We start from the raw sequence: 26,180 nt of genomic DNA, 5'->3' as shown, positions 1-26,180 counted from the left end.
GCCCCACATCCGCGCAGGTCAGCAGGCTGGCCTTCGAATCCGTCCAGCCTGGGCCAGCCTGGGGCCTTCTGAACCCGACTCGGCCGCACCCTCGTGCGCCAGTTGGCGCACGGCTTGCCTGCCCACCCAGACGGCACCCTCACGCAGCCGGCCCGGCACGTCCAGAAGGGACATGACGGGCCGGGACACGCTGACGAGGCTCAAGGCCCCGCCCATCCGCCACGGGGGATGAGCAGACGGGCGGGGCCGTCCATGAGGGGCGCTAGGTGTATTGACCCGCAGCGTTGTTGACACGGCTGATGGGCGGGTGTCCGTCCAGTGCGGTGTGGCAGCGGTGGTGGTTGTAGGTGTGGAGGAAGTCTGCCAGGGCTTCGGTCCGTTCGGTGTTTGAGGTGTAGGGCCGCAGGTAGGCCCATTCGTCGAGCAGGGTGCGGTTGAAGCGTTCGACCTTGCCGTTGGTCTGCGGCCGGTAGGCCCGGGTCAGCTTGCCGGTCGCGCCGAGCTCGGCCAGGACTGCCTTCCAGGCCAGGCCCTTGCGGTAGGCCCAGGCGTTGTCGGTCAGCACCCGCTCGATCCGGGTGATGCCCTGGCTGTGGAAGAACGTGGCCGCGCGGGTGAGGAAGCCCGCGCAGGTCGCGGTCTTCTCGTCGCCGTGGATCTCGCTGTAGGCGAGGCGGGTGTGGTCGTCGACGGCGGAGTGGACGTAGTCGAAGCCCATGTTGTTGCGGGTGGCCCGGCCGGCCTGGCGGCCCAGCGCTTTGTGACCGCCGCCGTCGGGGATCCGGCCGAGTTTCTTCACGTCGACGTGGATGAGTTCCCCGGGACGCTCGCGTTCGTAGCGGCGGATCAGCGTGCCGGTGGGGCGGTCGAGCCAGGCCAGGCGGTTGAGCCGGTGGCGGGTCAGGATCCGGTGGACGGTCGAGGCGGGCAGGCCCAGGATCGGGCCGATCCTGGCCGGCCCGAGCTTGCGGCTCTGTCGCAGGTCGCAGACGCGGGTTTCGACCGAGGCCGCGGTCCGGTGCGGCGTCGTGTGAGGCCGGCTCGACCGGTCGTGCAGGCCCGCCTCGCCTTCAGCCCGCCACCTGCGGATCCATTTGTGAGCCGTGGCCCGGGAGATACCCATCTCGGCGGCCACGTGAGCGACCGGACGGCCTGAGCAGACACGTTCGACCAGCAGTCTTCTACCGAAGACGGTCAGCCGGGCATTACGGTGGGGCACGAAGACCTCCGTGCGGTGAGTTCCTAGACAGCTCCCACCACACCGGAGGTCTTCGCCATGTTCAAGATCCAGCAGTGTCAACAACGCTCGTGATCAATACAGCTAGGCGGCCGGCTGCCCGCTACCGGGACAGGTCTCGCGGCTCCCCTGCGCCTGATGCATCGTGGTCGGCGTGCCGGGCGCCGAGCCCACGCCCGCGCCGCAGACAGGGCAGTGCCCGGGGCACAGGCCGGGGTCGAAACGGTGGCCGGGGCGGTGGTGCATGCAGTCCATATCCAGCTCCTCACGTCGGTGTGGTGGTGCTGACTGGTCGTGCTGTGCAACTCCCCGGCCGCCCCCGGCCGGGGAGGGTCAGAGCTTCCGCACGTACGCTCGCGCGCCGTTGTGGAAAGTGATCTTCAGGCCCTCGCTGGCCGATCCCTTGAACGGCTCGATCGCGGCAATCTCCGGGTTCTTCACCTCGCCGATCGCGGAGGCCAGCCACCCCACCGGCCCGCTGCCCGGCGCCGCGTCCGCCCAGGCCGCCGGCTCGCCCTCCACGCGCTGCTCCTGGTGCTCATGGCGCTCGCCCTCCACGAGCTGTCCCATGATCTGCCAGCGCGTCTCACCAGCGCTCGCGCTGATCGCCACACCGTACGGGTACTGCGCGTCCCCGGCGTCGGCCAGGGTCTGCACTCGCGTGACATCGCCGCGGTGAGGAAGCTCATCGAGGAGGAACCGTTGGAAGGTGGCGGGGCGCATAGGTGATCTTTCCTCTCGGGCCGGGCGGGGAGTGCGCCAGTCTAGAAGCACCGGATGGCCGACACGCGCGCCCGGTCCGGAGCCGTGTCGGTCTCAGCGAATGCCGTCGGCGACCTTGCACAGCACGGCAGCGCTCGCCGGTACGTCGTGACTCAGCCGGACCGTGCGGTGCGGCAACCCGGCGAGACGCGCCGCGACCTCGGCCCGCGCGCTCTCCCGGCCGCCGCCGTCCACGCCCTGCGCCTGCCCGAAGACGTCGGGGTACCGGTCCTCCATCGCCCCGGACATGAAGTCCGCCTCGGCCAGTGTCCGGACGCCGTCGGTGATGTCCGGCACCGCGTTGGCGTCGACCTGGGGGAAGAGGAGCCCGGCCACCCGGCCGCTGGTGGCCAGCGGCACGCCGAACAGGACCGGGAACTGGTCCGGGAAGACCTGGGCCTTCCGCTCCCGCTTCGCGTTCTCCCACAGCGGCGTGTGGTCGCCGGCGAGCAGCGCCTCCGTCACCGCCTCGTGCTGCGTCGGGTGGAAGCTCCCTCCGGCCCGCAGGTGCTCACGCGAGATCTCGAACCAGCCGAGCGACTCCATCAGGCCGAGGCCGAGCGCCGCAGCGGCAGGCCACGGCACCACCTCGACGTCCCGGTCGCCGGTCGGCCGGACCAGTACTCGGTCATTGGCGAGGAGTTGCCAGCCGCGCGAGGCGAGCAGCAGCGCCGTGGTGGTCTTCCCGGCCCCCTTGCCGCCGAAGGCCAGGAGGGTCGCGCCGTCGTCCGGCCGGACGACGGCGGAGGAGTGGAGCACCGCCCACCCGTCGCGGAGGAGCCGGCCACGGATCGCCTCCCGCGCGAGGCGCGCGGCGGCCAGGGCGAGCGGCTGAGCGTCGGAACCGGCGAGGACGAGACGGTCCGAGGACGGGGTGCTGCGGTACGCGATCCCCTCCTCCGGCGACGTGGCGATGATGTCCTCGCCGTCGCTCGCCACCAGGAGCCGGTGCTTCGCGTAGGCCACCTTCGCGGCAGGCCGGCCGTCGTGGACCAGGAGGGTGATCTCCTCGTAGTCCTCCGGCTTGACGTCCGCGATCACCACGGGCCCGGCGCACACGGCGGCGGCGTCCACCGTCGTGGCGTTCCACCACGGGCCGAAGTAGCGCAGGGTCCAGCCCGTGACCTCCTGACGGTTGCTGAGCACGGTGACGGCCGCCGCGGCGGCTTCCAGACGCGTTGCTGTGATCACGTAGTGATCCTCTCGGGGAGAGCTGGGAGTTGGGCGTAGGCGTCGCGGAGACTGCCGGCCGCAGAGTCCAGACGCAGACGTTCGGAACGGGTGAGGGGAGGCAGGCACCGTACGGGCTGCCCGCCGGTGAAGCGCAACGGGATTCCCAGGAACACGTCCCCGTATGGGACGGACAGCTCCTCGATGCCGTCGACCAGAGCGAGGGCCTTGCGGAGGGTGGAGAGCACCGCTCCGGCGGGGCCGCATCGGGTCCGGCCTATGCCGTCCCGGATCAGCGCCGGGCGCTGCCGGAGGTCGTTCACGACGGTGCGGACCGGGACCGCGACCGGGCGGCTGCCGACGGTGGTCGTCGACGCGCACACCACGGCGCGGTCACCGTGCTCGCCGATGACGTGGCCGTGCACCAGCTCCGGGGAGACCTGGGCGTACCGGGCGAGCAGGACCCGGTAGCGGACCGAGTCGAGGTTCGAGCCGATCCCGAAGACCCGGGAGCAGCCCGACACGTCGGCGAACCGGCGGGCCATCAGGTCGACCGGGTTCGTCACGACGAGGACGGTTCCGCCGTACCCGCGCAGCTCCCGCGCCAGCGCGCCGAGCGCGGGAGCGTTCGCCGCCGCCCCGCCGCGCCGGATGTCCCGCTGGGCCGTGTTCGTGAAGGCGGTTCGCAGGGCGATCACCACGGCGTCGCAGCCGTGGAGGTCGGCGACCTCACCGGCCTCGATCAGGGACCGCGACCGGGCGGTGTGCGCGAGGTCCTGGAGGTCGGCGCACAGGCCCTGCACCTGGCTGGGCCGCCGGGACACGACGATGAGCCGTTCGGACAGGCCGGCGGCCACCAGGCTCGTGGCGACGGTCTGTCCGACAGCACCCGCACCCACGATCCCCACCACCGGGCCGCTCATCGCGCGTTCCCCGCGGTGTGCTCCACCTCGGAGAACACCGCGTCCAGGAGCCGCGGGCCGGCCATCGACCCGACGAGGAGGGCGCTCACCCGGTCGACGACACCCGCGACCGTGCGGGCCTGGGCGACGAGGGCCTGCTGATGGGACGCCAGGGGGAGCCCCTGGGGCGCGCTGAGGCAGGTACTCAGGATGCTCACGGTGTCCATGAGCCACAGGACCAGGACTTCCCGGAGCCGGGCCGCCCGTTCCCGCTCGGGCAGCGCCGCGACGTGCCGGGCGAGCGTGGACGCGACGCCTTGCACGATCTGCCGTCCGGCCTGCGGCTGCGGGTGCCCGACCGCGAGGAGAAGCGCCCGGCCGGTGAGCTTCGCGACGTCTGGCTGAGGGCCGGCGGCCCACTGCACGGCCGGGTCGATGAAGTTGAGGCGCCGGCCGTCGAGGAAGACGTGCTCGGGCTTGAGGTCCCCGAAGACGACGGTGTCCCGGCGGGGCGAGATCGCACTCGCCATCCGCAGCAGCCGCCACACCGCGTTCTGTACCAGCTCGATGGTCTCGCGGCGCTCGCGCTCCGGGAGCCCGCTGTCCCGGCCGAGCGCCCGCAGATAGGCGGTGGTGCTCAGGCCGTCGAACTTGCGGCGGAAGACACCGGCTACGGACCGTTCGCCGATCGGTGCCGCTGTGCGCAGGCGCTCCGCGCCGGCCGGGCCGTGCAGGTCGCCGAGCGCGTCGAGCACGGCTTCGAGGAGCGCGCCCGTCTCCCACGGGCGGGCGGCCAACTCGTCGGCGAGCGGTCTACCCGCGGCGACGTGCGTGAGCAGCACCCCGCCGTGCAGACCGGCGGTCCCGCACACCCGGGGACGGCCGAGCCTGCGCAAAACCTCCAGGTTCTGCGCCTCTCGCGCGGTCAGCAGGTCGGTGCCGGCGGCGTAGGCGCGCTGCGCTTCCTGTACCTCGTCCCACGTCCCTCCAGCGCCCCGGAGGATCGACACCAAGGACATGCCGAGCCAGCTGTATTTGGCGATCACCTCCTCGCCGTCCACCGTGACCCGGCAGACGTATGACGTGACGCTCGGGCACTGCGGGCCGAGGACGACGTCCTTGTCCGGCCACAGCTCTGCAACCGCGCCGGTGATGATCTGCCGGCTGGTGGTGTGCAGCACCGCCGTGGACACCGTCGTGGTCTCGCTCGTGGTGAGGGTCACCGACCGCCTCCTTGTGGAATCGCGCGTCCTGCCGGTCGCGCGTTACGGGTGAGTCATAGGGCAGGGGCTGGACGAGAGCCGCCTTGGTCCGCCGTACGGTGCGCGCCGGGGTGGCCGGCGAAGGCGCTGCACGGGGCGAGGGCAGTAGGTGTGTGCGGTCTCACGAGCCGGAGGCGCTGGCCCCTCCCTCCGGCTAACAGGCAGCAGCACGAGGGGCGAAGCGGGCGGGCGGCCCGGTCCAGCGTCACGCCGTGCAGTTCGACGACCACCTGGGCGGCTACCACCCAACGGGCGCTCAGCGACTCGTACGCGACCTTCTTCTCGTCGCCGCCCATCGGCTGGAGGGTCGCCGGGTCGTGCACGATGCCGGTCACGCCCCAGGCCGACGCGCTGGCCACTGTGGCCGCCACATGGTGCCGCAGCAGGCGCGGGCAGAGCTGCACGGAGATCCCCGCGCACGGCACGCACACCGGCGGGCTCGCCGTCCGCTCCCCTTCCACGATCGGACTGTTCCCTCGCAGGAGAAACAGGAGCGGCGCGGCGGGGTCATCTGGGAGCAGCGCGCAGACCTGGCACAGCCCGTCCCGCATCGCCCGCCGCTGCCGGTACGGGTGCACCTCCCGTAGCCGCGGCTCTCCCCGACGGCTCTTCGGGAGCAGCGTCGGCCGTACCCACGACCACCAGAGTCCCGGTCGAGATGCGACTCATCCACGAACGCAACGCGGTCCGCGCGGGTCGTAAGCCGGGGAGTGACCAGCGTCTCCCTGCTCCACCCGGCGATGTACGGCACGATGCCCGGCAGTGCGGGCGGTAACACGAGGCTGTGGACAGCCATGTCGAGGTCCCTCTGTACGAGTTGGTCCGCCCGCCCCTCGGTCAGTGAGGTGGCACCCGGGAGGCGGGCGGGGTCTGTGGCGGCGTCTACGCCGCGGTGATGCCGATGATGAGCGCGCCGAGCACGAGGGCCAGGGCCAGCACGTAGAGCGCCTGACCGGCCGGGCTGTCGGGCCGTACGCTCGTTCTCGGGTGGCGTCCGCGACCGGCGTCCGCCGCCCGGTCCCCGGCCGTCGGCTTCACGTCTCGTCTTCGCCCGGGGCCGTCGCTTCCCGGCCCAGGCGGACCAGTTCCGCGACCCGGCTCGCGTCGCAGAGGGCACCGGGGGCCTTCATGGGCACGCACCAGTAGCAGCGCCCGCCCGGATCCCGCCGCGGGATCGGGGGCAGGCCCAGGTAATAGCTCGCGTCCAAGCACTCCGTGGAGTGCCGTCCGCTCGACGCCGGCCACTCCGTGCCCGGGGGAACGAGGGCGTAGTACATGTGCGACCGCTGGTCCATCGCCACGGCGCCGCGGGGGAAGAAGCCGCGGAGGACCGGGTCCACGGCCTCAGGGTTCTCGGCGCCCACTGCGGCCCACACCAGAGCGGCGGGGATGCGTACGGCAGAGAAGAGCCGGCCGCAAGGGAGGAGCGCGGTGTCCGTCCGTCTCCAGTCCTCCACGACCTGGTGCTGGTCCCTCACGGTGGACAGCAGCCAGTGGGCCACGGCGAGGTCCCGTAACCCGCGCGCTTCATCATCGTCGTAGACGGACAGGGAGCCGAGGCCGTCAAAGACCTCGGGCAGGGCGGTGTCCGGTGTGGCACGCATCGGGAGTCCTCAGGCGTAGGCGTCGGTTCGATGCCCAGGACCGTATGACCGCCATGTGTCGTCCACCACAGAGAGAACGTGGTAGTCCGCTGCACAAAGCGAGCGGACTACCACGCTGCGTAGCACCTGCTCAGGCGTGCACGTTCAGATGCTTCGCCATGTCCCGCATCTCCGTCGTGAGGGTCCGCTTCCGTTTCGTCAGGATGTCCTCCATGACGTACCGCGCCATCGGCTGGTGCCGCATCCACGTCCCCGACGTACGCCGGATGTGAGTCAGCTCGTCCATGGCGTCCTGCGTCGAGCCGAGCAGGACGTGCGCCCGCGCCACATCCAGCCGGTGGCGGGACCAATTGATCCGGGACGGCCGGCCGATCGACTCCAGCGACCGGCGGGAGAGAAGCCCTTCATCCGCCCGCCGCAGCACCCCGCGCGCGTCCCCCGCCAGCGACCGGTCCTCCAGCGCCTTCAACTCCGTCGTGACGGGCCCGAACCGGTTCGCCCAGTGCGTGCGGTAGTCCGAGTGCTCCACGCCGACCGCGGCAGCAGCCGTAGCCGCCATCCGCCGCGCCTCCTTCGCCTCGTCGGGCCGGTTGTTCCGCACCGCCGCCGCCGCGATCCGCAGGCACAGCTCCCCCCACGTCGCCAACTGCCCGGGGGACGCCATCGAGAACTTCGGCTCCATGGCGTCCGCGGTCGTCGCCGCCAGGCTCTCCGCCTCCGTGAAACGGTCCTGCCGCAGCAGAAGCCAGCAGAGACCCGTGACGCCCACCGCGGCGGTCAGCGAGTCGTCCAGCTCCCGCGCCCGCCGGATACCGTCCACGAGCGCCTGATACGCCAGGTCGTATTGGCGTACCTGCGTCAGGTGTTTCCCGGCCAGCAGCAGCGCGTGAATGTGCACGAGGGCTGCCTCCCGACTGTCTTCCTCCTCGGCGGTGGCGGCCGCCGCCCGAGTCGTACTCAGCAGCCCGGGGAGCGCCCTGGCGACGGAGGCATACCGATCCGTGTTGTGCAGGACCAGCGTGTCCTCCACCTGCTGCCGCAGCTCCGGGAGCCCGGCCGCCGGCGGCGCCGGGTCGGGCACGGGCTCCGCCGCGATACCCACCGGCGGCATGAGCACGCGCCGCAGCTCGACGAGGACCTGGCGGTTGGTACTGTCCTCCGTCACCGGCGCCGGTGACCCCGGGACGAAAAACGTGCTCGTCTCCACGCCGAGAGTGCGCGCGAGCAGGTGCAGGGTGTCCACGCGGGCCTGCCCGCCTTGCTCGATCTTCCGGATGGTGGAGACCGACAGCCCCGCCGCCTCCGCGAGTTGAGCCTGGCTCAGGCCAGCCGTGCGGCGACGCGAGCGAACTGCCGCCCCCAGGGTGGGGTACTCAGGAGTAGGTGACATACTGGCGCCTCCGTTTCGGCCTGGACACTCGAAACGGTACTCGTGACAGCGCCCCGTGTGACTCCCTTGAGCACACGGGGCGTTGGGTTGCCCGCCTCTCGGAGCGGACTCACGTTCCACCGCCGTCGGGCCACGCCTTCGCCTTCGGGGAGCCGATGCACGGGCCCGGCTGCGGGTGCGTCTTCGGCGGGCGCCTCCAGGCCCGCACCACGCGCAAGCCCGGCTCCGTACGGGCGTGCCGCTTCGCGAGCGCTGTCAGTTCCCCCCCTCCCCCAGCACATGCCGGTCCCGTTCGCGACGCGGACCAGGGGGTGGTCCTGCGGACGCTCAAGCAGGCGATGAGGCGACCGCCTCGTCCGCCTCGTTGACGCCTTCACAGGATGCCTTGGCCGCCTCCGCTCCCTCGTCGTCCCCGGGAACCGCCCGGCCTGCCACTCGCCGTCCCGGACGCCGCCCAGGCGCCACTTCACTCGGTTGCTGGTGATCCTGCCGTCACGGTTTCTCACCGCCTGCACGCATGCCATAGCGGCAGAATATGGACGCGTGCGCCAGATGTGCGCCAACGCGGAAAAAAGGGAAACGCCCCCACAGCGGTGTTCCGGCAGGTCGCGCCGCCCGTGGAGGTGGTGCCCGGAGCCGGACTTGAACCGGCACGCCCGCGAAGGGGCAGCGAGGTTTAAGCTCGCCGTGTCTGCATTCCACCATCCGGGCAGGCCATGGGCTCCGCGTCTCGTGCCTTGACCCTATCGGGACACCCCCGCCGAACAGCGGGCGGGAGGACCGATGTTGTCTTATTTTATTGGCGCCTGAGGGAGCATCAGCTTCGTGGGTAGGCCATCCGCACTTGCCAACAGCCTGGCGTGCGGTGACCGGGTGCGCACGCGGAATGACGGAATTTCACCGTCTCGACAAGGGCGCGCGCCCCGTTCTCACGTCGCGCGCCCCCCAGGGTGCCGTCAGGGGTGCCCGTCCTCCCCAGGTATGACACGGGCCCACGCCGTCCGACCGGAGTCGCCCCCGGGAACCGGAGCAGCGGTTGACGCCCCGGCCTCCCGGCGCCGGGACGATGGAGAACGTCCCCTCCACCGACCCCCCGTACCGCCCCCCGTACCGCCCCCCGTACCGACAGGAGCGCCCTTCCGTGACCACCGCATCCCTCGCCGACCGGTCCACCACCGTGGCCGCGCGCGCCACGGAGCTGTCCAAGACCTACGGCCAGGGCGAGACCCGGGTGGTCGCCCTGGACCGGGTCTCCGTCGACTTCCGGCAGGCCGAGTTCACCGCGATCATGGGGCCGTCCGGCTCCGGCAAGTCCACGCTGATGCACTGTGTCGCGGGGCTGGACACCTTCTCCTCCGGCTCCGTGCGCATCGGCGACACCGAGCTGGGCTCCCTGAAGGACAAGCAGCTCACCAGGTTGCGCCGGGACAAGATCGGTTTCATCTTCCAGGCGTTCAACCTGCTGCCGACGCTGACGGCGCTGGAGAACATCACCCTGCCGATGGACATCGCGGGCCGCAGGCCGGACCGGGAGTGGCTGGACTCGGTGATCGGCATGGTCGGGCTGGCCGACCGGCTCGGCCACCGCCCCTCCCAGCTCTCCGGCGGACAGCAGCAGCGCGTCGCCGTGGCCCGCGCGCTCGCCTCCCGGCCGGAGATCATCTTCGGGGACGAGCCGACCGGAAACCTGGACTCCCGTTCCGGCGCCGAGGTGCTGGGCTTCCTGCGCAACTCCGTGCGGCAGATGGGCCAGACGGTCGTCATGGTGACCCACGACCCGGTCGCCGCCGCCTACGCGGACCGGGTGGTCTTCCTCGCGGACGGACGGATCGTCGACGAGGTGCACGCGCCGACGGCCGACTCGGTGCTGGACCGCATGAAGCGGTTCGACGCCAAGGGCCGCACGAGCTGACGCCCCTCCGGGGACCCGCGCGCCGCCACCCGCGCCCGCCCCGCGCGCGGACCGGCGCCGGCGCCCCGCCCCCGGCGCGCGCTCGCGCCCGCTCCCCCTCCCGCACGTACCTCCGGACAGAGAAGACCCATGTTCCGTACCGCCTTGCGCAACGTGTTCGCGCACAAGGCCAGGCTGTTGATGACCGTGCTCGCCGTGATGCTCGGCGTGGCGTTCGTGTCGGGCAGCCTGGTCTTCACCAACACCCTCTCCGACGCCCTCCAGAACAGCTCGGCCAAGGGCTTCGCCCACGTCGACGTGGCCGTCCGCGCCTCCTACCAGGACGCCGAGGGCGACAAGGTCGGCAGGGTTTCCGAGCTGACGCAGGCCGTGCTCGACGACAGCGCCCGGGTGCCCGGCGCCGAGTCCGCCCTCGGGGTGGTCGGCGGCTTCACCGCCATCGCCGACCGGGACGGCAAGCTGATCGGCGACGGCTTCAGCACCCTCGGCGGCAACTACTGGGGCACCGAGGACCCCCGGTACCCGCTGGTCTCCGGCGAGGCCCCGCGCGGCGAGGGCGAGATCCTCATCGACTCCCGCACCGCCGAGCGCTCCGGGTACGCCGTCGGCGACACCGTGCGCCTCTCGGTCAACGGCCCCGTCCTCACCCCGAAGATCACCGGCATCTTCACCACCGACGACGGCACGGTCGCCGCCGGCGGCAGCCTCGCCCTGTTCGACACGCCGACCGCGCAGAAGCTGTTCGGCACGCCGGGCACCTTCGAGGAGATCGACGTCAAGGCCCGGCCCGGCGTCAGCGAGGCCACCCTCAAGAAGCAGCTCGACGAGGCGCTGCCCAAGGGCCTGGTGGAGACCACCACGGGCGGGCAACTCGCCGACGAGCAGGCCGAGCTGATCGCCGAGTCGATGAGCGGGATGAAGCAGGGCCTGCTGGTCTTCGCGGGCATCGCGCTGTTCGTCGGCACCTTCATCATCGCCAACACCTTCACCATGCTCGTCGCCCAGCGCACCAAGGAACTGGCCCTCATGCGGGCGGTGGGCGCCTCCCGACGGCAGGTCACCCGGTCGGTGCTGATCGAGGCGTTCGCGGTCGGCACGGTCGCCGCGGTGACCGGTCTGGCGGCCGGCGTCGGCATCGGCGCGCTGCTGCGCTCCCTGATGGACACGATGGGCGCCACCGTGCCCGCCGGCCCGCTGGTCGTCACCTGGCAGACGGTCGCCGCCGCCCTCGCCGTCGGCATCCTCATCACGATGCTGGCCGCGTGGCTGCCGGGCCGCCGCGCCGCGAAGATCCCGCCGGTCGCCGCGATGAGCAGCGTGCACGCAGCCGCCACGACCAAGTCGCTGGTGGTGCGCAACGTCCTGGGCGCCCTGTTCACCGGCGGCGGTGTCGCCGTGGTCCTCGCCGCGACCACCATGGGCGGTTCGGACGGGCAGGCCCCGATGGGCCTCGGCGCCGGGCTGCTGATCATCGGCGTCTTCATCCTGACGCCGCTGCTGTCCCGGCCGCTGATCGCCGCCGCCGGTCCGGTGCTGCGCGTCTTCGGCGTGGCCGGCAAGCTGGCCCGGCAGAACGCGGTACGCAACCCGCGCCGCACCGCCGCCACCGCCTCGGCGCTGATGATCGGCCTGACCCTGATCACCGGCATGACGGTGATGGCGAGCAGTCTGGCGACCTCCATCGACAAGATGGCGTCGGCGGCGATCAAGGCGGACTACGTGGTCTCCATGGCCAACGGCAACGCACTCTCCCCGGACGTCGGCGAGAAGCTGCGCGCCGCGGAGGGCGTCACCGCCGCCAGCCCCATGCGCGGCGGGATCTCCCGCGTCGACGAGCGCACCGAGTACCTCACCGGCGTCGACGGCCCGGCCTTCGGCGAGCTGACCGACCTCCGGGTGCGGGACGGCGCCTTCCGGATCGGCGGCACGGACGTGGTCGTCGACGGCGACACCGCCGGGAAGCACGACTGGCGGGCCGGCTCGTCCTTCACCGTCTCCTACGGCGACGGCGAGAAGCAGCGGCTGACGGTCGCCGGGGTGTACGAGGGCAACGACATGCTGCGCGGCATCCTCCTCGACAACGCCACCCTCTCCCCGCACCTGTCCGAGCCCTCCGACATGCTGGTGATGGTCAAGACCGCGGACGGCGCCTCGGACGCGGCCGAGGACGTGCTGCGCGAGGCCCTCGGCACCAACCCGGCGATCAAGATCCAGACCAAGCAGGATCTCTCCGAGGAGATCGCGTCGATGTTCACGCTGCTGCTGAACATGCTCTACGGACTGCTCGCCATGGCCGTGATCGTGGCGGTCCTCGGCGTCATCAACACCCTGGCCATGTCGGTCTTCGAGCGCTCGCAGGAGATCGGCATGCTGCGGGCGGTCGGCCTGGACCGGCGGGGCGTCAAGCGGATGGTGCGCCTGGAGTCCCTGGTGATCTCCCTGTTCGGCGGGGTGCTCGGCATCGGGCTCGGCGTCTTCTTCGGCTGGGCCGCGGGCGAACTGGTGGGCACCAGCATGCCGACGTACGAACTGGTCCTGCCGTGGGGCCGGATGGCCGTCTTCCTGCTGCTGGCCGCCGTGGTGGGCATCCTGGCGGCGCTGTGGCCGGCCCGGCGGGCCGCGCGGCTGAACATGCTGGAGGCGATCAAGGCGGAGTAGCCGGTGCGCCGGCCGCCGCGCGAGGCGGTGTGCGAGGGCCCCGCGGCCGTACCGACGGCGGCGGGGCCCTCGCGCGGGCGCGGTGCCGTTCAGTTCCAGGTGCGGGCGCGCAGCGGCAGGCCGGAGCGGCCCGACTCGGGGGTCTTCACGGCGAGGACCTGGTTGACGCCGATGCGGTTGCGTTCGAAGGCGAGCGCGGAGGCGGCCATGTAGAGGCGCCAGACGCGGGCCCGGCCGGGGCTGACCAGGCGGGTGGCCGCCGCCCACTCGGACTCCAGGTTGGCGACCCAGCGGCGCAGGGTCAGCGCGTAGTGCTCGCGGATCGACTCGACGTCGCGGACCTCGAATCCGGCCCGCTCCAACTGGGTGACGGTCGTGCCGACCGGGGCCAGTTCCCCGTCGGGGAAGACGTACGCGTCGATGAAGGCGTCGACGGTGTACGCGGACTCGTCGTTCTGGGGGCGCCGGGCGATCTGGTGGTTCAGCAGCCGCCCTCCCGGCCTGAGCAGCCGGAACAGGTCCCCGGCGTAGCGCAGGTACGGTTCGGCGCCGACGTGCTCGGCCATGCCGATGGAGGAGATGGCGTCGTAGGGGCCGTCGGCGACGTCCCGGTAGTCCTGGACGCGGATCTCCACCCGGTCGGTGAGCCCCTCCTCGGCGACGCGTTTGCGCGCGTACGCGGCCTGCTCCTGGGAGAGGGTGACGCCGACGACCCGCACGTCGTGCTCGCGGGCGGCGTGGATGGCCAGGGAGCCCCAGCCGCAGCCGACGTCCAGCAGCCGCCGGCCGGGGCTCAGGTCCAGCTTGCGGCAGACGAGTTCGAGCTTGTCGCGCTGGGCGTCCTCCAGGGTGCCGCCCTCGGTCTCGGGGGCGTTCCAGTAGGCGCAGGAGTAGACCATGGACGGGCCGAGGACCAGCTCGTAGAAGGCGTTGCCGACGTCGTAGTGGTGGCTGATGGCACGGCGGTCGGTGCGGCGGGTGTGCAGGTGGCCGCGGACCCGGCGGATCTCCTCCGGCGGCGGGGCGGGCGGCAGCGGCGGCCCGGCGAGCCGCACCAGTCCGCGGGCGGCGGCCCGCGCCCCGGGGTCGCGCAGCGAGGCCAGCAGGCCGGGGGCGTCCTCGCCGCGCTCCCAGACGAGGCCGGCGAGCGATTCGAGGGCGGTGTAGAGGTCCCCGTCGATGTCGAGGTCGCCGGCCACCCAGGCGCGGGCGAGGCCGAGTTCGCCCGGCTTGAAGAGGAGCCGGCGCAGGGCCCGGCGGTTGCGGACGACGAGCGCGGGCGCTCCCGGCGGCCCGGCCTCGGAACCGTCCCAGGCACGGATGCGCACCGAGAGGGGGGTTCCCAGCAACTGTTCGAAGAGGTTCTGCAGCCGCAGCGCGGCGTCAGCCATGGCGTACCTCCGTGATGAACGATCCCGGAATGTCCAACACCACGTAAACACCCCGGGACCCGCGGGACAGTCCCGCCACGAAGTCACGGCTGGGCAAAATGGGTGCCCATGTCACCCTTCCGGTACGCCCCGCCCACCGCGGACGCCCGCTCGGGCGCGGGGGCCGGGAAGGCTCTGCGGGGCCCGCTCGTACCCCGGCGGGCCGAGGCGCGCGCGGGTCGCGTCCTCGGCGTCGACGGACACCGGCAGTCCCCGGTGGGCGGTCGGGCGCCGGGCGGCCTCGACCGGACGGCTGCGGTGCTCCGGTGCGTACGCCGGGTGGCGCGCCCGGTCCCGCCCGGAGAGCGCGCCCGCCCGAGCGCGGCGAACGGCACGGCCCGGCGGCGCCGTTCCTCGTCGTCGGTGAGCGGGGCCGTCACCGGCCGGCGGCACCCGGACGTCGCGGAGCCCCCGCACCACGGCCGACTCCCTGGCCCCGGGTCCGCGCCGCGTGTGCCGTACCGGAACGGACGAAGGGGCCGCCCGCACCACGGATGGCGGGTGGCCCCTTCCGGGACTGCCGGTGACCGGAGGTCAGGAGGCGGCGGCCTTCTCCGACTCCGCGGGCTTCGGCGCGGTCTCGGCCTTCGGCGCGGCGGCCGGGGCCGGCTTGGCGGCCTCGTAGAACTCCTCGCGCGGCGTCTCGATCGCCCCGAGGGAGACGACCTCGCGCTTGAGGAACATGGCCAGCGTCCAGTCCGCGAAGACGCGGATCTTCCGGTTCCAGGTCGGCATGGCCAGGCCGTGGTAGGTGCGGTGCATGTACCAGGCGAGACGGCCCTTGAGCTTGATCTTCATCTTGCCCATGACGATCATCGCGACGCCCTTGTGCAGGCCGAGGCCCGCCACCGCGCCCTTGTTGGCGTGGCTGTACTCCTTCTGCGGGAAGCCCCGCATGCCGGAGATGACGTTGTCGCCGAGGGTCTTGGCCTGGCGCAGCGCGTGCTGGGCGTTCGGCGGGCACCAGGCGTTCTCGTTGCCCGCCTTGCGGCCGACGAGGTCGGGCACCTGGGCGTTGTCGCCCGCGGCCCAGATGTAGTCGGTGCCCTTGACCTGGAGGGTCGGGTCGACGTCGACGTGGCCGCGGGGGCCGAGCGGCAGGCCGAAGCGGGACAGTGCCGGGTTGGGCTTGACGCCCGCCGTCCACACGATCGTGCCGGAGTCGACCTCCAGGCCGTTCTTCAGCACCACGTGGCCGTCGACGCAGGAGTCCATGGAGGTGGACAGGTAGATCTCGACGCCGCGGCTCTCCAGGTGCTCCTTGCCGTACTGGCCGAGCTTGGGGCCCACCTCGGGGAGGATCTTGTCGGCCGCGTCGACGAGGATGAAGCGCATGTCGTCACGGGAGACGTTCTTGTAGTACTTGGCGGCGTCGCGGGCCATGTCCTCGACCTCGCCGATGGTCTCCGCGCCGGCGAAGCCGCCGCCCACGAAGACGAAGGTAAGCGCCTTGCGCCGGATGTCCTCGTCCGTGGTGGAGTCGGCCTTGTCGAGCTGCTCCAGGACGTGGTTGCGCAGTCCGATGGACTCCTCGATGCCCTTCATGCCGATGCCCTGCTCGGCGAGGCCGGGGATCGGGAAGGTGCGGGAGACCGCGCCCATGGCGATGACCAGGTAGTCGAACGGCAGCTCGTACGCGTCGCCGACCAGCGGGGCGATCGTGGCGACCTTGCGGTCCTGGTCGATGGTGGTGACCCGGCCGGTGAGGACCTCCGCCTTGGGGAGCACGCGCCGCAGGGGGACGACGACGTGCCGCGGGGAGATGTTGCCGGCGGCGGCTTCGGGGAGGAAGGGCTGGTAGGTCATGTACGACCGCGGGTCGACGACGGTGACGGTCGCCTCGCCGTAACGCATCTTCTTCTGGATGCGTCGAGCTGCGTACAGGCCTACGTACCCACCGCCTACTACGAGGATCCTGGGACGCTCCGTGGTGCTCATGCCATCGAGTATCCACCTGCCCGTGGGGGGTGGTTAGTGCGCCCCTTCACAAGCTTGGTCGTACCCTGTGTTACCATCCCCGCCCCCCGTGACGAAGATCATGACGGAGGGGGGAACCGAGGGTGGTCTGTCCCCTTGTCAACACCGCGTGAGCTGCGTCTCCGCACCTTCCGGCGGTCCGCACGACACCTTGGAAGGGGCTTTCCGCAGACCTCCGCGACACCGACCTGAACACGTTCAAACGGCAGTTGACCCCCCAAAAGGGTCAGCCCTCGCGGTTTCGGCCCCCATCGGGGGCCATTTCCTTGTGAAGAACTTCACGAAGTTTCTTCCGCGGAGTGCCCCCAAGGGCCCTTTCCCGGGCCCCAGGAGGGCCGCTCGGATGCCAACCGCCCTGCTCAGCGGGAGGCTACCGGCCAGTAGGAATCGCGGACCGGACGCCCTCCGAAAGCCCCTCCGGAGGGGCCGGACGCCTCGGCCAGGGACCAGGCGATGCCGTCGAGGATCGCTCACGAACGCGACTCCCGGCATCTGCCCGCGTGTACACGAGCGCGCGTACACTGGGCTCATGACTGAGAACACCGTGACCGTACGGGAAGCCCGCGCCCACCTCGCCGACCACATCAACCGGGCCGAGGAAGGCGTCCCGACCGTCATCACGCGCAACGGCGCCCCGGTGGCGGCCGTGGTTCCGATCTCGGACTTCGAAGCGCTGGAGGAAGCGGCCGACGTGATGCTGGCGCGCGAGGCCGAAGCGGTGCTGGCCGAGGGCGGCACCACCGTGACCATGGCGGAACTGCTGGCGGACCTGTTCACCGAGCGGGAAGGCGAGGCGGCGTGAAGTACGCCTTCCGGTTCACCACGGCGGCGCAGCGGCAACTGCGGTCCCTCAGCCGACCCGACGCCATGCGCATCCTGACCGCGCTGACCTCACTCGGTGACGACCCCTACCGTCAGGACGCCGACGTCAAGAAGCTCACCGGCCCGTCCGGGCTCTACCGGCTCCGGGTCGGAAGCTACCGGATCGCTTATCAGATCAACGACGGCGAACTCGTCGTCCTGGTCGTCAAGGTGGGCGACCGGCGGGACGTCTACCGCAACCTGTGACGCCCCGCCCGGCACCCATGTCGCCGGGCACCGCCCCTCAACGCGCCTCGCTCGCCGCGTAATGAGCGATGCCGTCGAGGATGTCGTGTTCGCTGACGACGACCTCCCCGGCGCCCGCGCGCTCCATGATCGAGAGCAGGACGAGGGCGCCCGCGCCGATCACGTCGACGCGGCCCGGGTGGAGCGAGGGGATGGCCGCGCGCTCGGCGTGGGTGGAGCGCAGCAGCCGGCCGGTGATCTCACGGACCCGGTCCACGGGGACGCGGGAGTGGTGGATGGCCGCCGAGTCGTACGCGGGCAGGTCCTGCGCGATCGCGGAGACCGTCGTCACCGACCCCGCGAGCCCCACCAGGGTGCGTGCCTCACGCAGCGGCACCGCTTGCTCGGCCGTGTCGAGCGCCGCCTCGATGTCGGCCCGCATCGCGGCGATCCGCTCCTCGGCGGGCGGGTCGCTCACCGCCCCGTCGCGCACCAGGTGACGTTCCGTCATCCGCACGCAGCCGATGTCGACGGAGCGGGCGGCGCGCACGCGGTCGTCGCCGACGACGAACTCGGTGGAACCGCCGCCGATGTCCACGACGAGGTACGGTGCGCCGGCCCGGTCCCCGGACGCGGTGGGCCCGGCGAGTTCGCGGGTGGCGCCGGCGAAGGAGAGCGCGGCTTCCTCGTCGCCGGTGACGACCTCCGGCTCCACGCCGAGGATGTCCCGCACGCCGCGCACGAAGTCGTCGCGGTTCTCGGCGTCCCGGGAGGCGGAGGTCGCCACGAAGCGCAGCCGGCCGGCGCCGTGCTCCTCGATGGCCCGCGCGTACTCCCGGCAGGCGGCGAACGTGCGCTCCAGCGCCTCGGGCGCCAGCCTGCCCGTGCGGTCGACGCCCTGGCCGAGCCGCACGATGGTCATGCGCCGGTCCAGGTCGGTCAGGACGCCGGTGGCGGGGTCGGCGTCGGCGATCAGCAGGCGGATGGAGTTCGTCCCGCAGTCGATGGCGGCGACGCGCGTCACCGGCCCTCCCCCTCGGTCCCACCGGTCCGGCCGGCCCCACCGGTGCCGGTGCCGGCTCCGGTGCCTGTTCCGGTTTCGGCGCCTGTCCCGGTTTCGGTGCCGGTGACGCAGGGGCCCTTGCGCCACCACTCGGGCAACAGGGCGAGGGCCTCGTCGCCCAGCGGGTTGACGCCGGGGCCGGCCGCCAGCGAGTGCGCGACCAGCACGTGCAGGCACTTGACGCGGTCGGGCATGCCGCCGGCGCTCGGGAAGCCGGTCAGCTCCTCGATCTCGTCGCGCCGCCGGATGTAGTCCTCGTGCGCGGCCCGGTAGGCGGCGGCCAGGACGGGGTCGGTGGCCAGCCGCTCGGTCATCTCCTTCATCACGCCGTCGGCCTCCAGCGTGCCGATGGCGGAGGCGGCCTTCGGGCACGTCAGGTAGTACAGCGTGGGGAAGGGAGTGCCGTCGGGCAGCCGGGGTGCCGTCTCCACGACGTCCGGCTGCCCGCAGGGGCAGCGGTGCGCGATGGCCCGCAGGCCGCGCGGGGGGCGTCCGAGCTGCTGCCGGAACGCCCGGACGTCCGCGTCGGTGGGTTCGGTGCGCGGGGTGGGCGGCGGAGGGGTCTGCATGACTGTCTTCCGGATGTCTCTCTGTCGGTTCACTGGTCGCGGGCGTCGGACTTGTCGACGCCGTCCCAGAGGTTGCTGTACCAGGGGCGGTCGTCGGCGCCGTCGGCGCCCCGGGAGGGCTCGGAGGCGTCGGGGCCGACCACGACGAAGCCCTTCTCCCCCGGCAGCACGTAGTGCAGCCGCTGCCGGATCTGCTGCTCGGCGTAGGCGTCGTCCTGCCAGCGGGCCTTCAGATCGCGCAGTTCCTCGACCCGGCCCCGGGCGCGCTGCTGCTCCTGGCGCAGGTCGGCGATCTCGGCGCGCTGGGCGACGTACTGCCGTATCGGGTAGGCGAGGGCCACCACCAGGGAGCACAGGACCATGGCGAGCAGCGCCGCGCGGCCGGTGAGCCGGGAGCGGCGGGCCTGGCGCTTGGTCTGCGAACGGTAGACCCGGGCCGCGGTCTGCTCGCCGAGCAGCCTGATCCTGGTCGCGGTGGAGAACCGGTCCCGTTCCTTCACCGCCATGTCCCGCGCCTCCCGTTCGGCTGGTGCGTCGTCCTACGTGCGTACGTCCCCGCACACGGTACGGGACCGGGTACGGGGACGTACGGACGTCGCTGCCTAGGCCGCGGCTGTCGCGGTGCTCACTGGCCCGCGGGACGGAACCGCGGGAAGGCGCTGCGGCCGGCGTAGACCGCGGCGTCGTCGAGGATCTCCTCGATGCGCAGGAGCTGGTTGTACTTGGCGACGCGCTCGGAGCGGGCCGGGGCGCCGGTCTTGATCTGGCCGCAGTTGGTGGCGACGGCGAGGTCGGCGATGGTGACGTCCTCGGTCTCGCCGGAGCGGTGGGACATCATGCACTTGAAGCCGTTGCGCTGGGCCAGCTCGACCGCGTCCAGGGTCTCGGTGAGCGAGCCGATCTGGTTCACCTTGACCAGCAGGGCGTTGGCGGCGCCGTCCTCGATGCCGCGGGCCAGCCGCTCGGGGTTGGTGACGAACAGGTCGTCACCGACGAGCTGGACCTTGTCGCCCAGGCGCTCGGTGATGGTCTGCCAGCCCTCCCAGTCGTCCTCGAAGAGCGGGTCCTCGATGGAGACCAGCGGGTACGCCTCGACCAGCTCGGCGTAGTAGTCGGTCATCTCGGCGGCGGTGCGCTCCTTGCCCTCGAAGACGTAGGAGCCGTCCTTGTAGAACTCGGACGCGGCGACGTCGAGCGCCAGGGCGATCTGCTCGCCGGGCGTGTAGCCGGCCTCCTTGACCGCCTCCAGGATGAGGTCGAGCGCCTCGCGGTTGGAGCCGAGGTCGGGGGCGAAGCCGCCCTCGTCGCCGAGGCCGGTGGCCAGGCCCTTGCTCTTCAGCACCTTCTTGAGGGTGTGGTAGACCTCGGTGCCCCAGCGCAGCGCCTCGGAGAAGGACTCCGCGCCGATCGGGGCGATCATGAACTCCTGGATGTCCACGTTGGAGTCGGCGTGCGAGCCGCCGTTCAGGATGTTCATCATCGGCACCGGCAGCAGGTGCGCGTTGGGACCGCCCAGGTAGCGGAAGAGCGGCAGGTCGGACGCCTCGGAGGCGGCGTGGGCGACGGCCAGGGAGACGCCGAGGATGGCGTTGGCGCCGAGGGAGCCCTTGTTGTCGGTGGCGTCCAGGTCGAACATGGCCTGGTCGATCAGGCGCTGCTCGGTGGCGTCGTAGCCGACCAGCTCCGGGCCGATCTGCTCGATGACGGCGAGGACGGCCTTCTCGACACCCTTGCCCTGATAGCGGTTGGGGTCGCCGTCACGAAGCTCGACGGCCTCGAAGGCGCCCGTGGAGGCACCGGACGGAACGGCGGCACGACCCGTGCTGCCGTCGTCGAGGCCGACCTCGACCTCGACCGTGGGATTGCCTCGGGAGTCCAGGATTTCCCGGGCTACGACGACGTCGATGGACGGCACGAGCATCTCCATTCTCGGGATGTGACGCGTTGTGGCGGGCCGCGGTGGCTCCGCGGCCCACACCTGTGGCTCTGCGGGATGAGCCTAACCGGCTCCGGACGATCGGCCAGCCGGTCGCCCACCCGTCGGACAGAACCGAGAGTAAATTGTTTCCGTACGGAACAAAACAGGGAGGCGAGGACACCGCCCGCCGGGCCGCCGCTCCCGCCGGTAACCCCGCCCCGGCACCCGGGCGCGGAAAAGGCCCCGCCCCGGCGCGTACGGGGGAACACGCGCCGGGGCGGGGGGTCCGGAAGGGACGGGACGGATCGCCCGCGGCCCTTACTTCAGGTGGAGCTGCTGACCCGGGTAGATGAGGTCGGCGTGCTCGACGATGTCCTTGTTGAGCTGGAAGAGCTTGTTCCAGCCGCCCTTGACGCCGTGCTCGGCGGCGATCGCGCTGAGGGTGTCGCCCTTGACGACCTTGTACTCGCCGTCGCCCTTCTTGACCTTCTTGCCGGTCGGGGTGGTGACGGTCTTCTTGGCGGCCGGGCGCTCGGTGGAGCGCGAGGACTGCTGCTCGCCGCGGCTCTGCGAGGAGCCGGTGGACTGCGACTTCGGCTTGGCCGGGGCCTGCGGCTTCGACTGGGCGGAGCCGGAGGACTGCGAGGAGCCGGTGGACTGCGAGGTGCCGGACTGCGAGGAGCCGGTGGAGCCGCCGCCGGTGTACGCGGCGCTCGACAGACCGCGGCCGCAGACCGGCCAGGCGCCCTTGCCCTGGCCCGCGAGGACCTTCTCGGCGACGGCTATCTGCTGGGCCTTGCTGGCCTGGTTGGCGGTCGCGGCGTACTGGGTGCCGCCGTAGGCGGCCCAGGTGGAGGCGGAGAACTGCAGACCGCCGTAGTAGCCGTTGCCGGTGTTGATGGACCAGTTGCCGCCCGACTCGCACTGGGCGACGGCGTCCCACTCGGCGGCGGTGGCGGCGGAGGCGTTGCCGGCCGCCATCAGCGGGGCGGCGACGGCGGCACCGGTGACGCCGGCGACGGCGATCACACGGGTGGCCTTGGACGGACGACGGTGCTTGCCCTTGCCGGAAAACAGCATGGTGGAATCCCCTCACCGACGCCTGCGAGGTGAGCTGTCGGGTTCGGGCCGGTTGAGAGTTGCCCGGCCGCGTCCCTCGCGGGACGCGGCTTCACCCCAAGCCGCTCCGGCTCAACTGCCCGGTGCGGCACTTACCTTGGGTCCCCCGCTCCTGCCTGCGGCGCTTGACGCGACGACTGTTCCCGGACCGCCGCTGGCAGGATTCGGCGTTGCGGCGGTCGGGGCCCGCGGTGGCGAGCGGTCATGACCGTAGCCACGCCGTCGGGGGAAAGACAAAGACGATCAGGGCTTCTGAGACCTATCTCTCACGGAGTTTAAACCGGGCATTCGGCCTGAACCATGACGCTAACTACCCCTGGTTATCGCCCGATTCGCCCGGAATCTCAAGCGTCTGACCGGGCACGATGTGGTCAGGATCGATTCCGACGACACCCTTGTTGCCGGCGTAGAGCGCGGGCCATCCGCCGTCGACGTCAAGGGAGTCGGCGATGCCCCAGAGGTTGTCTCCGGCGCGGACCGTGTACGTGCCGTCCGTGAGGCCCCGGGCGCCGTCGCCGGCGCGCGCGGCGTGGCGGCCGGGGCGGTCGGCCCCGCGCCCCTCGGAGGCGCCCTCCTCGGCACTGTCGCCGCGGTGCCGGCCCGAGGTCTCCTCGCCGGTCTCGGCGAGGCCCGAAGAACCGGCCCGCTGGTCCGAGTCGCCCGATTCGCCACCCTTCGCACCTTCGGCGGAGGAGCCGCCCTGGTTCTGCCCCTGGCCGCCGCCTTCACCCCTCCCCTTCCCTTCGCTCCCGTGGGTGCCGGAATCGGAGGAGTGGCCACCGCCGGACGACGCGCCCGAGGAGGCGTCAGCGGACGGCGAGGGGGAGGCCGAGGGGGACGATCCGGGCGTCGGCGTGCCGAGGCCGGCCAAGCCGGACGAACCGGGCGCCTGGGGGGTCGCCGACGCGGTTCCGCCCGCGGTGCCGGCGTCCACCCCGATCGAGGACGAGCCGTTGCCGAGCCCGGCGAGCGGCCCACAGGTCGGCCAGGCGGCGACACCCTGCTCCGCGAGCAGGTCCTCGGCCACTCTTATCTGCTGCGAGCGGCTGGCCTGGTCGGGGCTGGGCGCGTAGTCGAGACCGCCGAAGCGCTCCCAGTCCGCCTGCGACAACTGCAGGCCGCCGTAGTAGCCGTTTCCGCTGTTCTGGCTCCACGCGCCACCGGTCTCGCACTCGGCGACCCGATCCCAGTTCGCCGCGTCCGCCGCGTGGGCGCCGGTGGCGCCGAGGAGCGGGATCGCGATGGCGGAGCCGGTCACTCCGGCGGCGACGACCAGGGCGGGAGCCTGGCGGGGGCGACGGTGACGACCGTTCCCGGAGAGCATGCGACAACCTTTCGCGAGGCAGCGATGAGCACGTGGCGGTTGATGCGGGGCACCACGTTGATCCGTGAACGTATAGGCAGACGATCACTTGTCACAAGTTCATGCCGCGCAGATCACATGACGGTCACGAAGGTGAGCGCCTGTCATCTTCGCTCTTGTCACGGACCGTCGACGGGCCCTGACGGAACCGGTGTGAAGGACACCGGCAGCGTCCGCAGTCCCCGCATGATGAGACCACCGCGCCAGCGTAGTTCGGCGGGTTCGGCCGCGAGGCGCAGATCCGGCAACCGGGTCAGCAGGGTGGCGAGCGCGGTCTGCCCCTCCAGCCGGGCCAGGGGGGCGCCGAGGCAGTAGTGGATGCCGTGGCCGTAGCCGAGGTGCTGGTTGTCGCGGCGGGCCAGGTCCAGCGTGTCCGGGCCGGGGAACCGCTCCGGGTCCCGGTCGGCGGCGGCCAGCACCACGAGGACCGGGTCCCCGGCCGCGATGTCCTGCCCGCCGAGGGTCAGCGGGCGGGTGGCGAAGCGCCAGGTGGCCAGCTCCACCGGGCCGTCGTAGCGCAGCAGCTCCTCGACGCCGGTCTCCAGCAGCCCGTGCTCGCCCGCGGCGAGGGAGTCCTGGAGGAGGGCGCGCTGCCCGGGGTGGGTGAGCAGGGCGTAGGTGCCGTTGCCGATGAGGTTGACGGTGGTCTCGAAACCGGCGAAGAGCAGGATGAACGCCATCGCCGCGGCCTCGTTCTCGGTGAGGTGCTCCCCGTGGTCCGAGGCGCGGATGAGACCGGAGATGAGGTCCTCGCCGGGGCCCGCTTCGGGCGGCAGCGCCGCCCGCTTGCGGTGGATCAGGTCGGCGAGGTAGCCGCGCATCTTCTTGACCGACCGCGCCACCCCGCCCCGCGGGCCGCCGCCGTGGCGGATCATCATGCCCGCCCAGTCGCGGAAGTCGTCCTGGTCCTCGCGGGGGACGCCGAGCAGGTCGCAGATGGCGTAGATGGGCAGCGGGAAGGCGAACTCGTGGATCAGGTCGGCGGAGCCGGTGCCGGCGAAGCGGTCGATCAGTCCGTCCGCCAGCTCCTGCACCCGCGGCGCGAACTCGGCGACCCGGCGGGGGGTGAACGCCTTGCTGACCAGCCGGCGCAGCCTGGTGTGGTCCGGCGGGTCGATGTTCAGCAGATGCGTCATCAGCTCGGCCTTGCGCTCCCCCGGGATGCCCGTCTTGCCCCGGGCGTGCGCCGGCTCGTCGTGGTGCGCCGGGTTCTTCGACAGCCGGGGGTCGGCGAGGGCCTGCCGGGCGTCGGCGTACCGGGTGACCAGCCATGCCTCCACCCCGCTCGGCAGGGTCGTGCGGTGCACGGGCGCGTGCGCGCGCAGCCAGGCGTAGGCGGGGTACGGATCGGCGGCGAACTCCCAGGTGAAGAGCTGGGGGGCGGGGCCGTCGGGCACGGGCTGGTCGGTCACCCCCCGACCGTATCGGTCACGGCCGGGGGCGACCGACACGGTCGGGACGCCCTCCGGCGGGGGCGGTCCGTGAGGCGCGGGGCCTCCGGCGCCGGGGCGGTGCGCCGGACCCGGGCCGGGGTGGCGCCCCCTATATAGAGGGGTTCTCCTCGCAGGCTCGCTCAGGGCGCCGTGCCGGCGCCACGGGGCGGGCGGGCCCGTGGCGCCGGTGCGTGCGCGGGCGGACGGAATCAGGAGGGGCAAGGAGCGGGGCGGACGGCCCCCTGCGGGGCGGGCGGGCGATGGGTCAGGCGCCGGTGCCGTCGGTGGCATCGGTGCCGTCGGCCGGTCCGGGGCCCGGGGGACGGCCGGCGTCCTCGGCCGCTCTGATGGCGTCCCGGTAGGCGCGGGCCGCCGCGCGCAGGGCCGTCTCCGGGTCGGTGCCGCCGGCCTCGGCGCGGGCGGCCAGGGCCAGCAGTTCGTACCCGACGCCCCCGCCCCGGGGCAGGGGCACGTCGAGACCGGCCGTACGAACCCGGGAGGCCAGCTTGGCGGCGAGGGCCAGACCCGGCTGCCCGAGCGGGATGCCCTCGGTGACCGACGTGCGCCGCTTCTCGACCGCCTTCGTCCGCAGCCACTGCGCCCGGACCTCCTCGGGGGTCTCCACGGTCGCGTCGCCGAACACGTGCGGGTGCCGGTGGACCAGCTTGGCGACGAGGGTGGCGGCCACGTCGTCCACCGAGAACGGCGCCTCGGGGTGGTCCTCGGCGATCCGGGCGTGGAAGACGACCTGGAGCAGGACGTCCCCCAGTTCCTCGCGCAGTTCCTCCCGGTCGCCGTCCTCGATCGCCTCGACCAGCTCGTACGCCTCCTCGATGCCGTACTTCACCAGGTCCTCGTGGGTCTGGCGGGAGGACCAGGGGCATGCGACGCGGATGCGGTCCATCACCTGGACCAGGTCCAGCAGGCGGGCGCCCGGCAGGTCGTAGGAGGCGGGCAGCAGCTCCAGCTCGGGCATGGCCACCCGGCCGGAACCGGCGAGGCGGGCCAGTTGGCCGGTGAGGGCCGGTTCGCCCTCGCCGGTCGCCACGACGACCACGGTGTGCCCGCCGGCGCACGCCCCGATCAGGTCCTCGGCGGCCGGGGACGCCTCGTCGACGCGTATCCCCGCCTCCCGGAGGTAGGGGAGCTGCGGATGCGTCCCGTCCGCGCACAGCACGCGGTCCGCGGCGCGCAGCGCCTGCCAGGCGGGCCAGGACAGCAGTCCGGGGGCGACGCGGTGGCTGGTGGTGAGCAGGACGATCCGGCCGGGGTCGGCGGAGTCGGGGCTGAGTGCGTTCACCCTCCGAACGTAACGCACGCCGCCGGCCGGCCCCGAGTCGTCCACAGGCGGGCGTCCGCGGGGC

23 protein-coding genes, 1 tRNA gene and 1 riboswitch are annotated in these 26,180 nt (G+C 72.2%); of the genes, 4 read left to right on the top strand and 20 right to left on the bottom strand.

Annotated elements, in window-relative coordinates:
* Positions 1-262 precede the first annotated feature (262 nt).
* The 10 genes from VM636_RS18420 to VM636_RS18375 all read right to left on the bottom strand — a co-directional run bounded on the left by VM636_RS18420 (position 263) and on the right by VM636_RS18375 (position 9,038).
* Positions 263-1,219 (bottom strand): IS481 family transposase, encoded by a 957-nt coding sequence (locus VM636_RS18420; RefSeq protein ID WP_338482875.1) that lies wholly within the window; start codon positions 1,217-1,219, stop codon positions 263-265.
* 351 nt (positions 1,220-1,570) lie between these two features.
* On the bottom strand, positions 1,571-1,960 hold the full coding sequence (locus VM636_RS18415; protein WP_030422161.1) for a hypothetical protein: 390 nt from the start codon (positions 1,958-1,960) through the stop codon (positions 1,571-1,573).
* Between the two features lie 93 nt (positions 1,961-2,053).
* Positions 2,054-3,190, bottom strand: a complete 1,137-nt coding sequence (locus tag VM636_RS18410; RefSeq protein ID WP_338485178.1) for a hypothetical protein — start codon at positions 3,188-3,190, stop codon at positions 2,054-2,056.
* The gene (locus VM636_RS18405; RefSeq protein ID WP_338485177.1) at positions 3,187-4,092 is read right to left on the bottom strand and encodes an NAD(P)-binding domain-containing protein; all 906 of its coding nucleotides are present in this window, start codon (positions 4,090-4,092) and stop codon (positions 3,187-3,189) included. The genes VM636_RS18410 and VM636_RS18405 overlap by 4 nt, the downstream gene beginning before the upstream one ends.
* Positions 4,089-5,294 carry a hypothetical protein gene (locus tag VM636_RS18400; RefSeq protein ID WP_338485176.1) on the bottom strand — a complete coding sequence of 402 codons (1,206 nt, stop codon included), beginning with the start codon at positions 5,292-5,294 and terminating at the stop codon, positions 4,089-4,091. Before VM636_RS18400 ends, VM636_RS18405 begins: the two co-directional genes overlap by 4 nt.
* A gap of 53 nt (positions 5,295-5,347) precedes the next feature.
* Positions 5,348-5,794 (bottom strand): hypothetical protein, encoded by a 447-nt coding sequence (locus VM636_RS18395; RefSeq protein WP_338485175.1) that lies wholly within the window; start codon positions 5,792-5,794, stop codon positions 5,348-5,350.
* A 421-nt stretch (positions 5,795-6,215) separates the two neighbouring features.
* Positions 6,216-6,371 (bottom strand): hypothetical protein, encoded by a 156-nt coding sequence (locus VM636_RS18390; protein WP_338485174.1) that lies wholly within the window; start codon positions 6,369-6,371, stop codon positions 6,216-6,218.
* Positions 6,368-6,937: a hypothetical protein gene (locus VM636_RS18385; protein ID WP_338485173.1), complete on the bottom strand. Its 570-nt coding sequence runs from the start codon at positions 6,935-6,937 to the stop codon at positions 6,368-6,370. The genes VM636_RS18390 and VM636_RS18385 overlap by 4 nt, the downstream gene beginning before the upstream one ends.
* 130 nt (positions 6,938-7,067) lie before the next feature.
* A complete protein-coding gene (locus VM636_RS18380; RefSeq protein ID WP_338485172.1) occupies positions 7,068-8,327 on the bottom strand; it encodes a helix-turn-helix transcriptional regulator in 1,260 nt (419 codons plus the stop codon).
* Between the two features lie 624 nt (positions 8,328-8,951).
* A tRNA-Leu gene (locus VM636_RS18375) sits at positions 8,952-9,038 on the bottom strand.
* 430 nt (positions 9,039-9,468) lie between these two features.
* Here VM636_RS18375 and VM636_RS18370 point away from each other — a divergent pair.
* Positions 9,469-10,239, top strand: coding sequence for an ABC transporter ATP-binding protein (locus VM636_RS18370; RefSeq protein WP_053914164.1), 771 nt, complete (start codon positions 9,469-9,471; stop codon positions 10,237-10,239).
* Positions 10,240-10,368: 129 nt separating this feature from the next.
* Complete coding sequence (locus VM636_RS18365; protein WP_053914163.1) at positions 10,369-12,897, top strand: ABC transporter permease; 2,529 nt, start codon at positions 10,369-10,371, stop codon at positions 12,895-12,897.
* 89 nt (positions 12,898-12,986) lie between these two features.
* Here the strand turns inward: VM636_RS18365 and VM636_RS18360 are convergent, their stop codons facing one another.
* On the bottom strand, positions 12,987-14,288 hold the full coding sequence (locus VM636_RS18360) for a class I SAM-dependent methyltransferase (RefSeq protein WP_030422165.1): 1,302 nt from the start codon (positions 14,286-14,288) through the stop codon (positions 12,987-12,989).
* Positions 14,289-14,861: 573 nt separating this feature from the next.
* Complete coding sequence (locus tag VM636_RS18355) at positions 14,862-16,265, bottom strand: NAD(P)/FAD-dependent oxidoreductase (RefSeq protein WP_078856152.1); 1,404 nt, start codon at positions 16,263-16,265, stop codon at positions 14,862-14,864.
* 568 nt (positions 16,266-16,833) lie between these two features.
* Here VM636_RS18355 and VM636_RS18350 point away from each other — a divergent pair.
* Together VM636_RS18350 and VM636_RS18345 are read left to right on the top strand one after the other, a co-directional pair.
* Positions 16,834-17,106, top strand: coding sequence for a type II toxin-antitoxin system Phd/YefM family antitoxin (locus VM636_RS18350; protein ID WP_338485170.1), 273 nt, complete (start codon positions 16,834-16,836; stop codon positions 17,104-17,106).
* Positions 17,103-17,372 (top strand): type II toxin-antitoxin system RelE/ParE family toxin, encoded by a 270-nt coding sequence (locus VM636_RS18345; protein ID WP_030422168.1) that lies wholly within the window; start codon positions 17,103-17,105, stop codon positions 17,370-17,372. The genes VM636_RS18350 and VM636_RS18345 overlap by 4 nt, the downstream gene beginning before the upstream one ends.
* A gap of 37 nt (positions 17,373-17,409) precedes the next feature.
* On the opposite strand, the gene VM636_RS18340 is transcribed toward VM636_RS18345, so the two are convergent.
* The 8 genes from VM636_RS18340 to VM636_RS18305 form a co-directional block, all read right to left on the bottom strand.
* Entirely contained in the window at positions 17,410-18,375 is a 966-nt protein-coding gene (locus VM636_RS18340; protein WP_030422169.1) for a Ppx/GppA phosphatase family protein, read from the bottom strand.
* Entirely contained in the window at positions 18,372-18,983 is a 612-nt protein-coding gene (locus VM636_RS18335; RefSeq protein ID WP_030422170.1) for a DUF501 domain-containing protein, read from the bottom strand. The genes VM636_RS18340 and VM636_RS18335 overlap by 4 nt, the downstream gene beginning before the upstream one ends.
* Before the next feature lie 29 nt (positions 18,984-19,012).
* Positions 19,013-19,489 carry a septum formation initiator family protein gene (locus VM636_RS18330; RefSeq protein WP_030422171.1) on the bottom strand — a complete coding sequence of 159 codons (477 nt, stop codon included), beginning with the start codon at positions 19,487-19,489 and terminating at the stop codon, positions 19,013-19,015.
* Positions 19,490-19,608: 119 nt separating this feature from the next.
* Entirely contained in the window at positions 19,609-20,898 is a 1,290-nt protein-coding gene (gene eno / locus VM636_RS18325; RefSeq protein WP_030422172.1) for a phosphopyruvate hydratase, read from the bottom strand.
* Between the two features lie 321 nt (positions 20,899-21,219).
* On the bottom strand, positions 21,220-21,981 hold the full coding sequence (locus VM636_RS18320) for a transglycosylase family protein (RefSeq protein WP_030422173.1): 762 nt from the start codon (positions 21,979-21,981) through the stop codon (positions 21,220-21,222).
* A gap of 4 nt (positions 21,982-21,985) precedes the next feature.
* Positions 21,986-22,154, bottom strand: a riboswitch (cyclic di-AMP (ydaO/yuaA leader).
* A 176-nt stretch (positions 22,155-22,330) separates the two neighbouring features.
* A complete protein-coding gene (locus VM636_RS18315) occupies positions 22,331-23,278 on the bottom strand; it encodes a transglycosylase family protein (RefSeq protein ID WP_338485169.1) in 948 nt (315 codons plus the stop codon).
* Positions 23,279-23,502: 224 nt separating this feature from the next.
* The gene (locus VM636_RS18310) at positions 23,503-24,795 is read right to left on the bottom strand and encodes a cytochrome P450 (protein WP_030422175.1); all 1,293 of its coding nucleotides are present in this window, start codon (positions 24,793-24,795) and stop codon (positions 23,503-23,505) included.
* 286 nt (positions 24,796-25,081) lie between these two features.
* Positions 25,082-26,116, bottom strand: a complete 1,035-nt coding sequence (locus VM636_RS18305) for a nucleoside triphosphate pyrophosphohydrolase (protein ID WP_338485168.1) — start codon at positions 26,114-26,116, stop codon at positions 25,082-25,084.
* Positions 26,117-26,180 lie beyond the last annotated feature (64 nt).

The organism is Streptomyces sp. SCSIO 75703, from assembly GCF_036607905.1.
Classification (GTDB): Bacteria; Actinomycetota; Actinomycetes; order Streptomycetales; family Streptomycetaceae; genus Streptomyces.
Note: the sequence above shows the minus strand (reverse complement) of the source record. Positions and strands in the feature narration are given on the sequence as shown.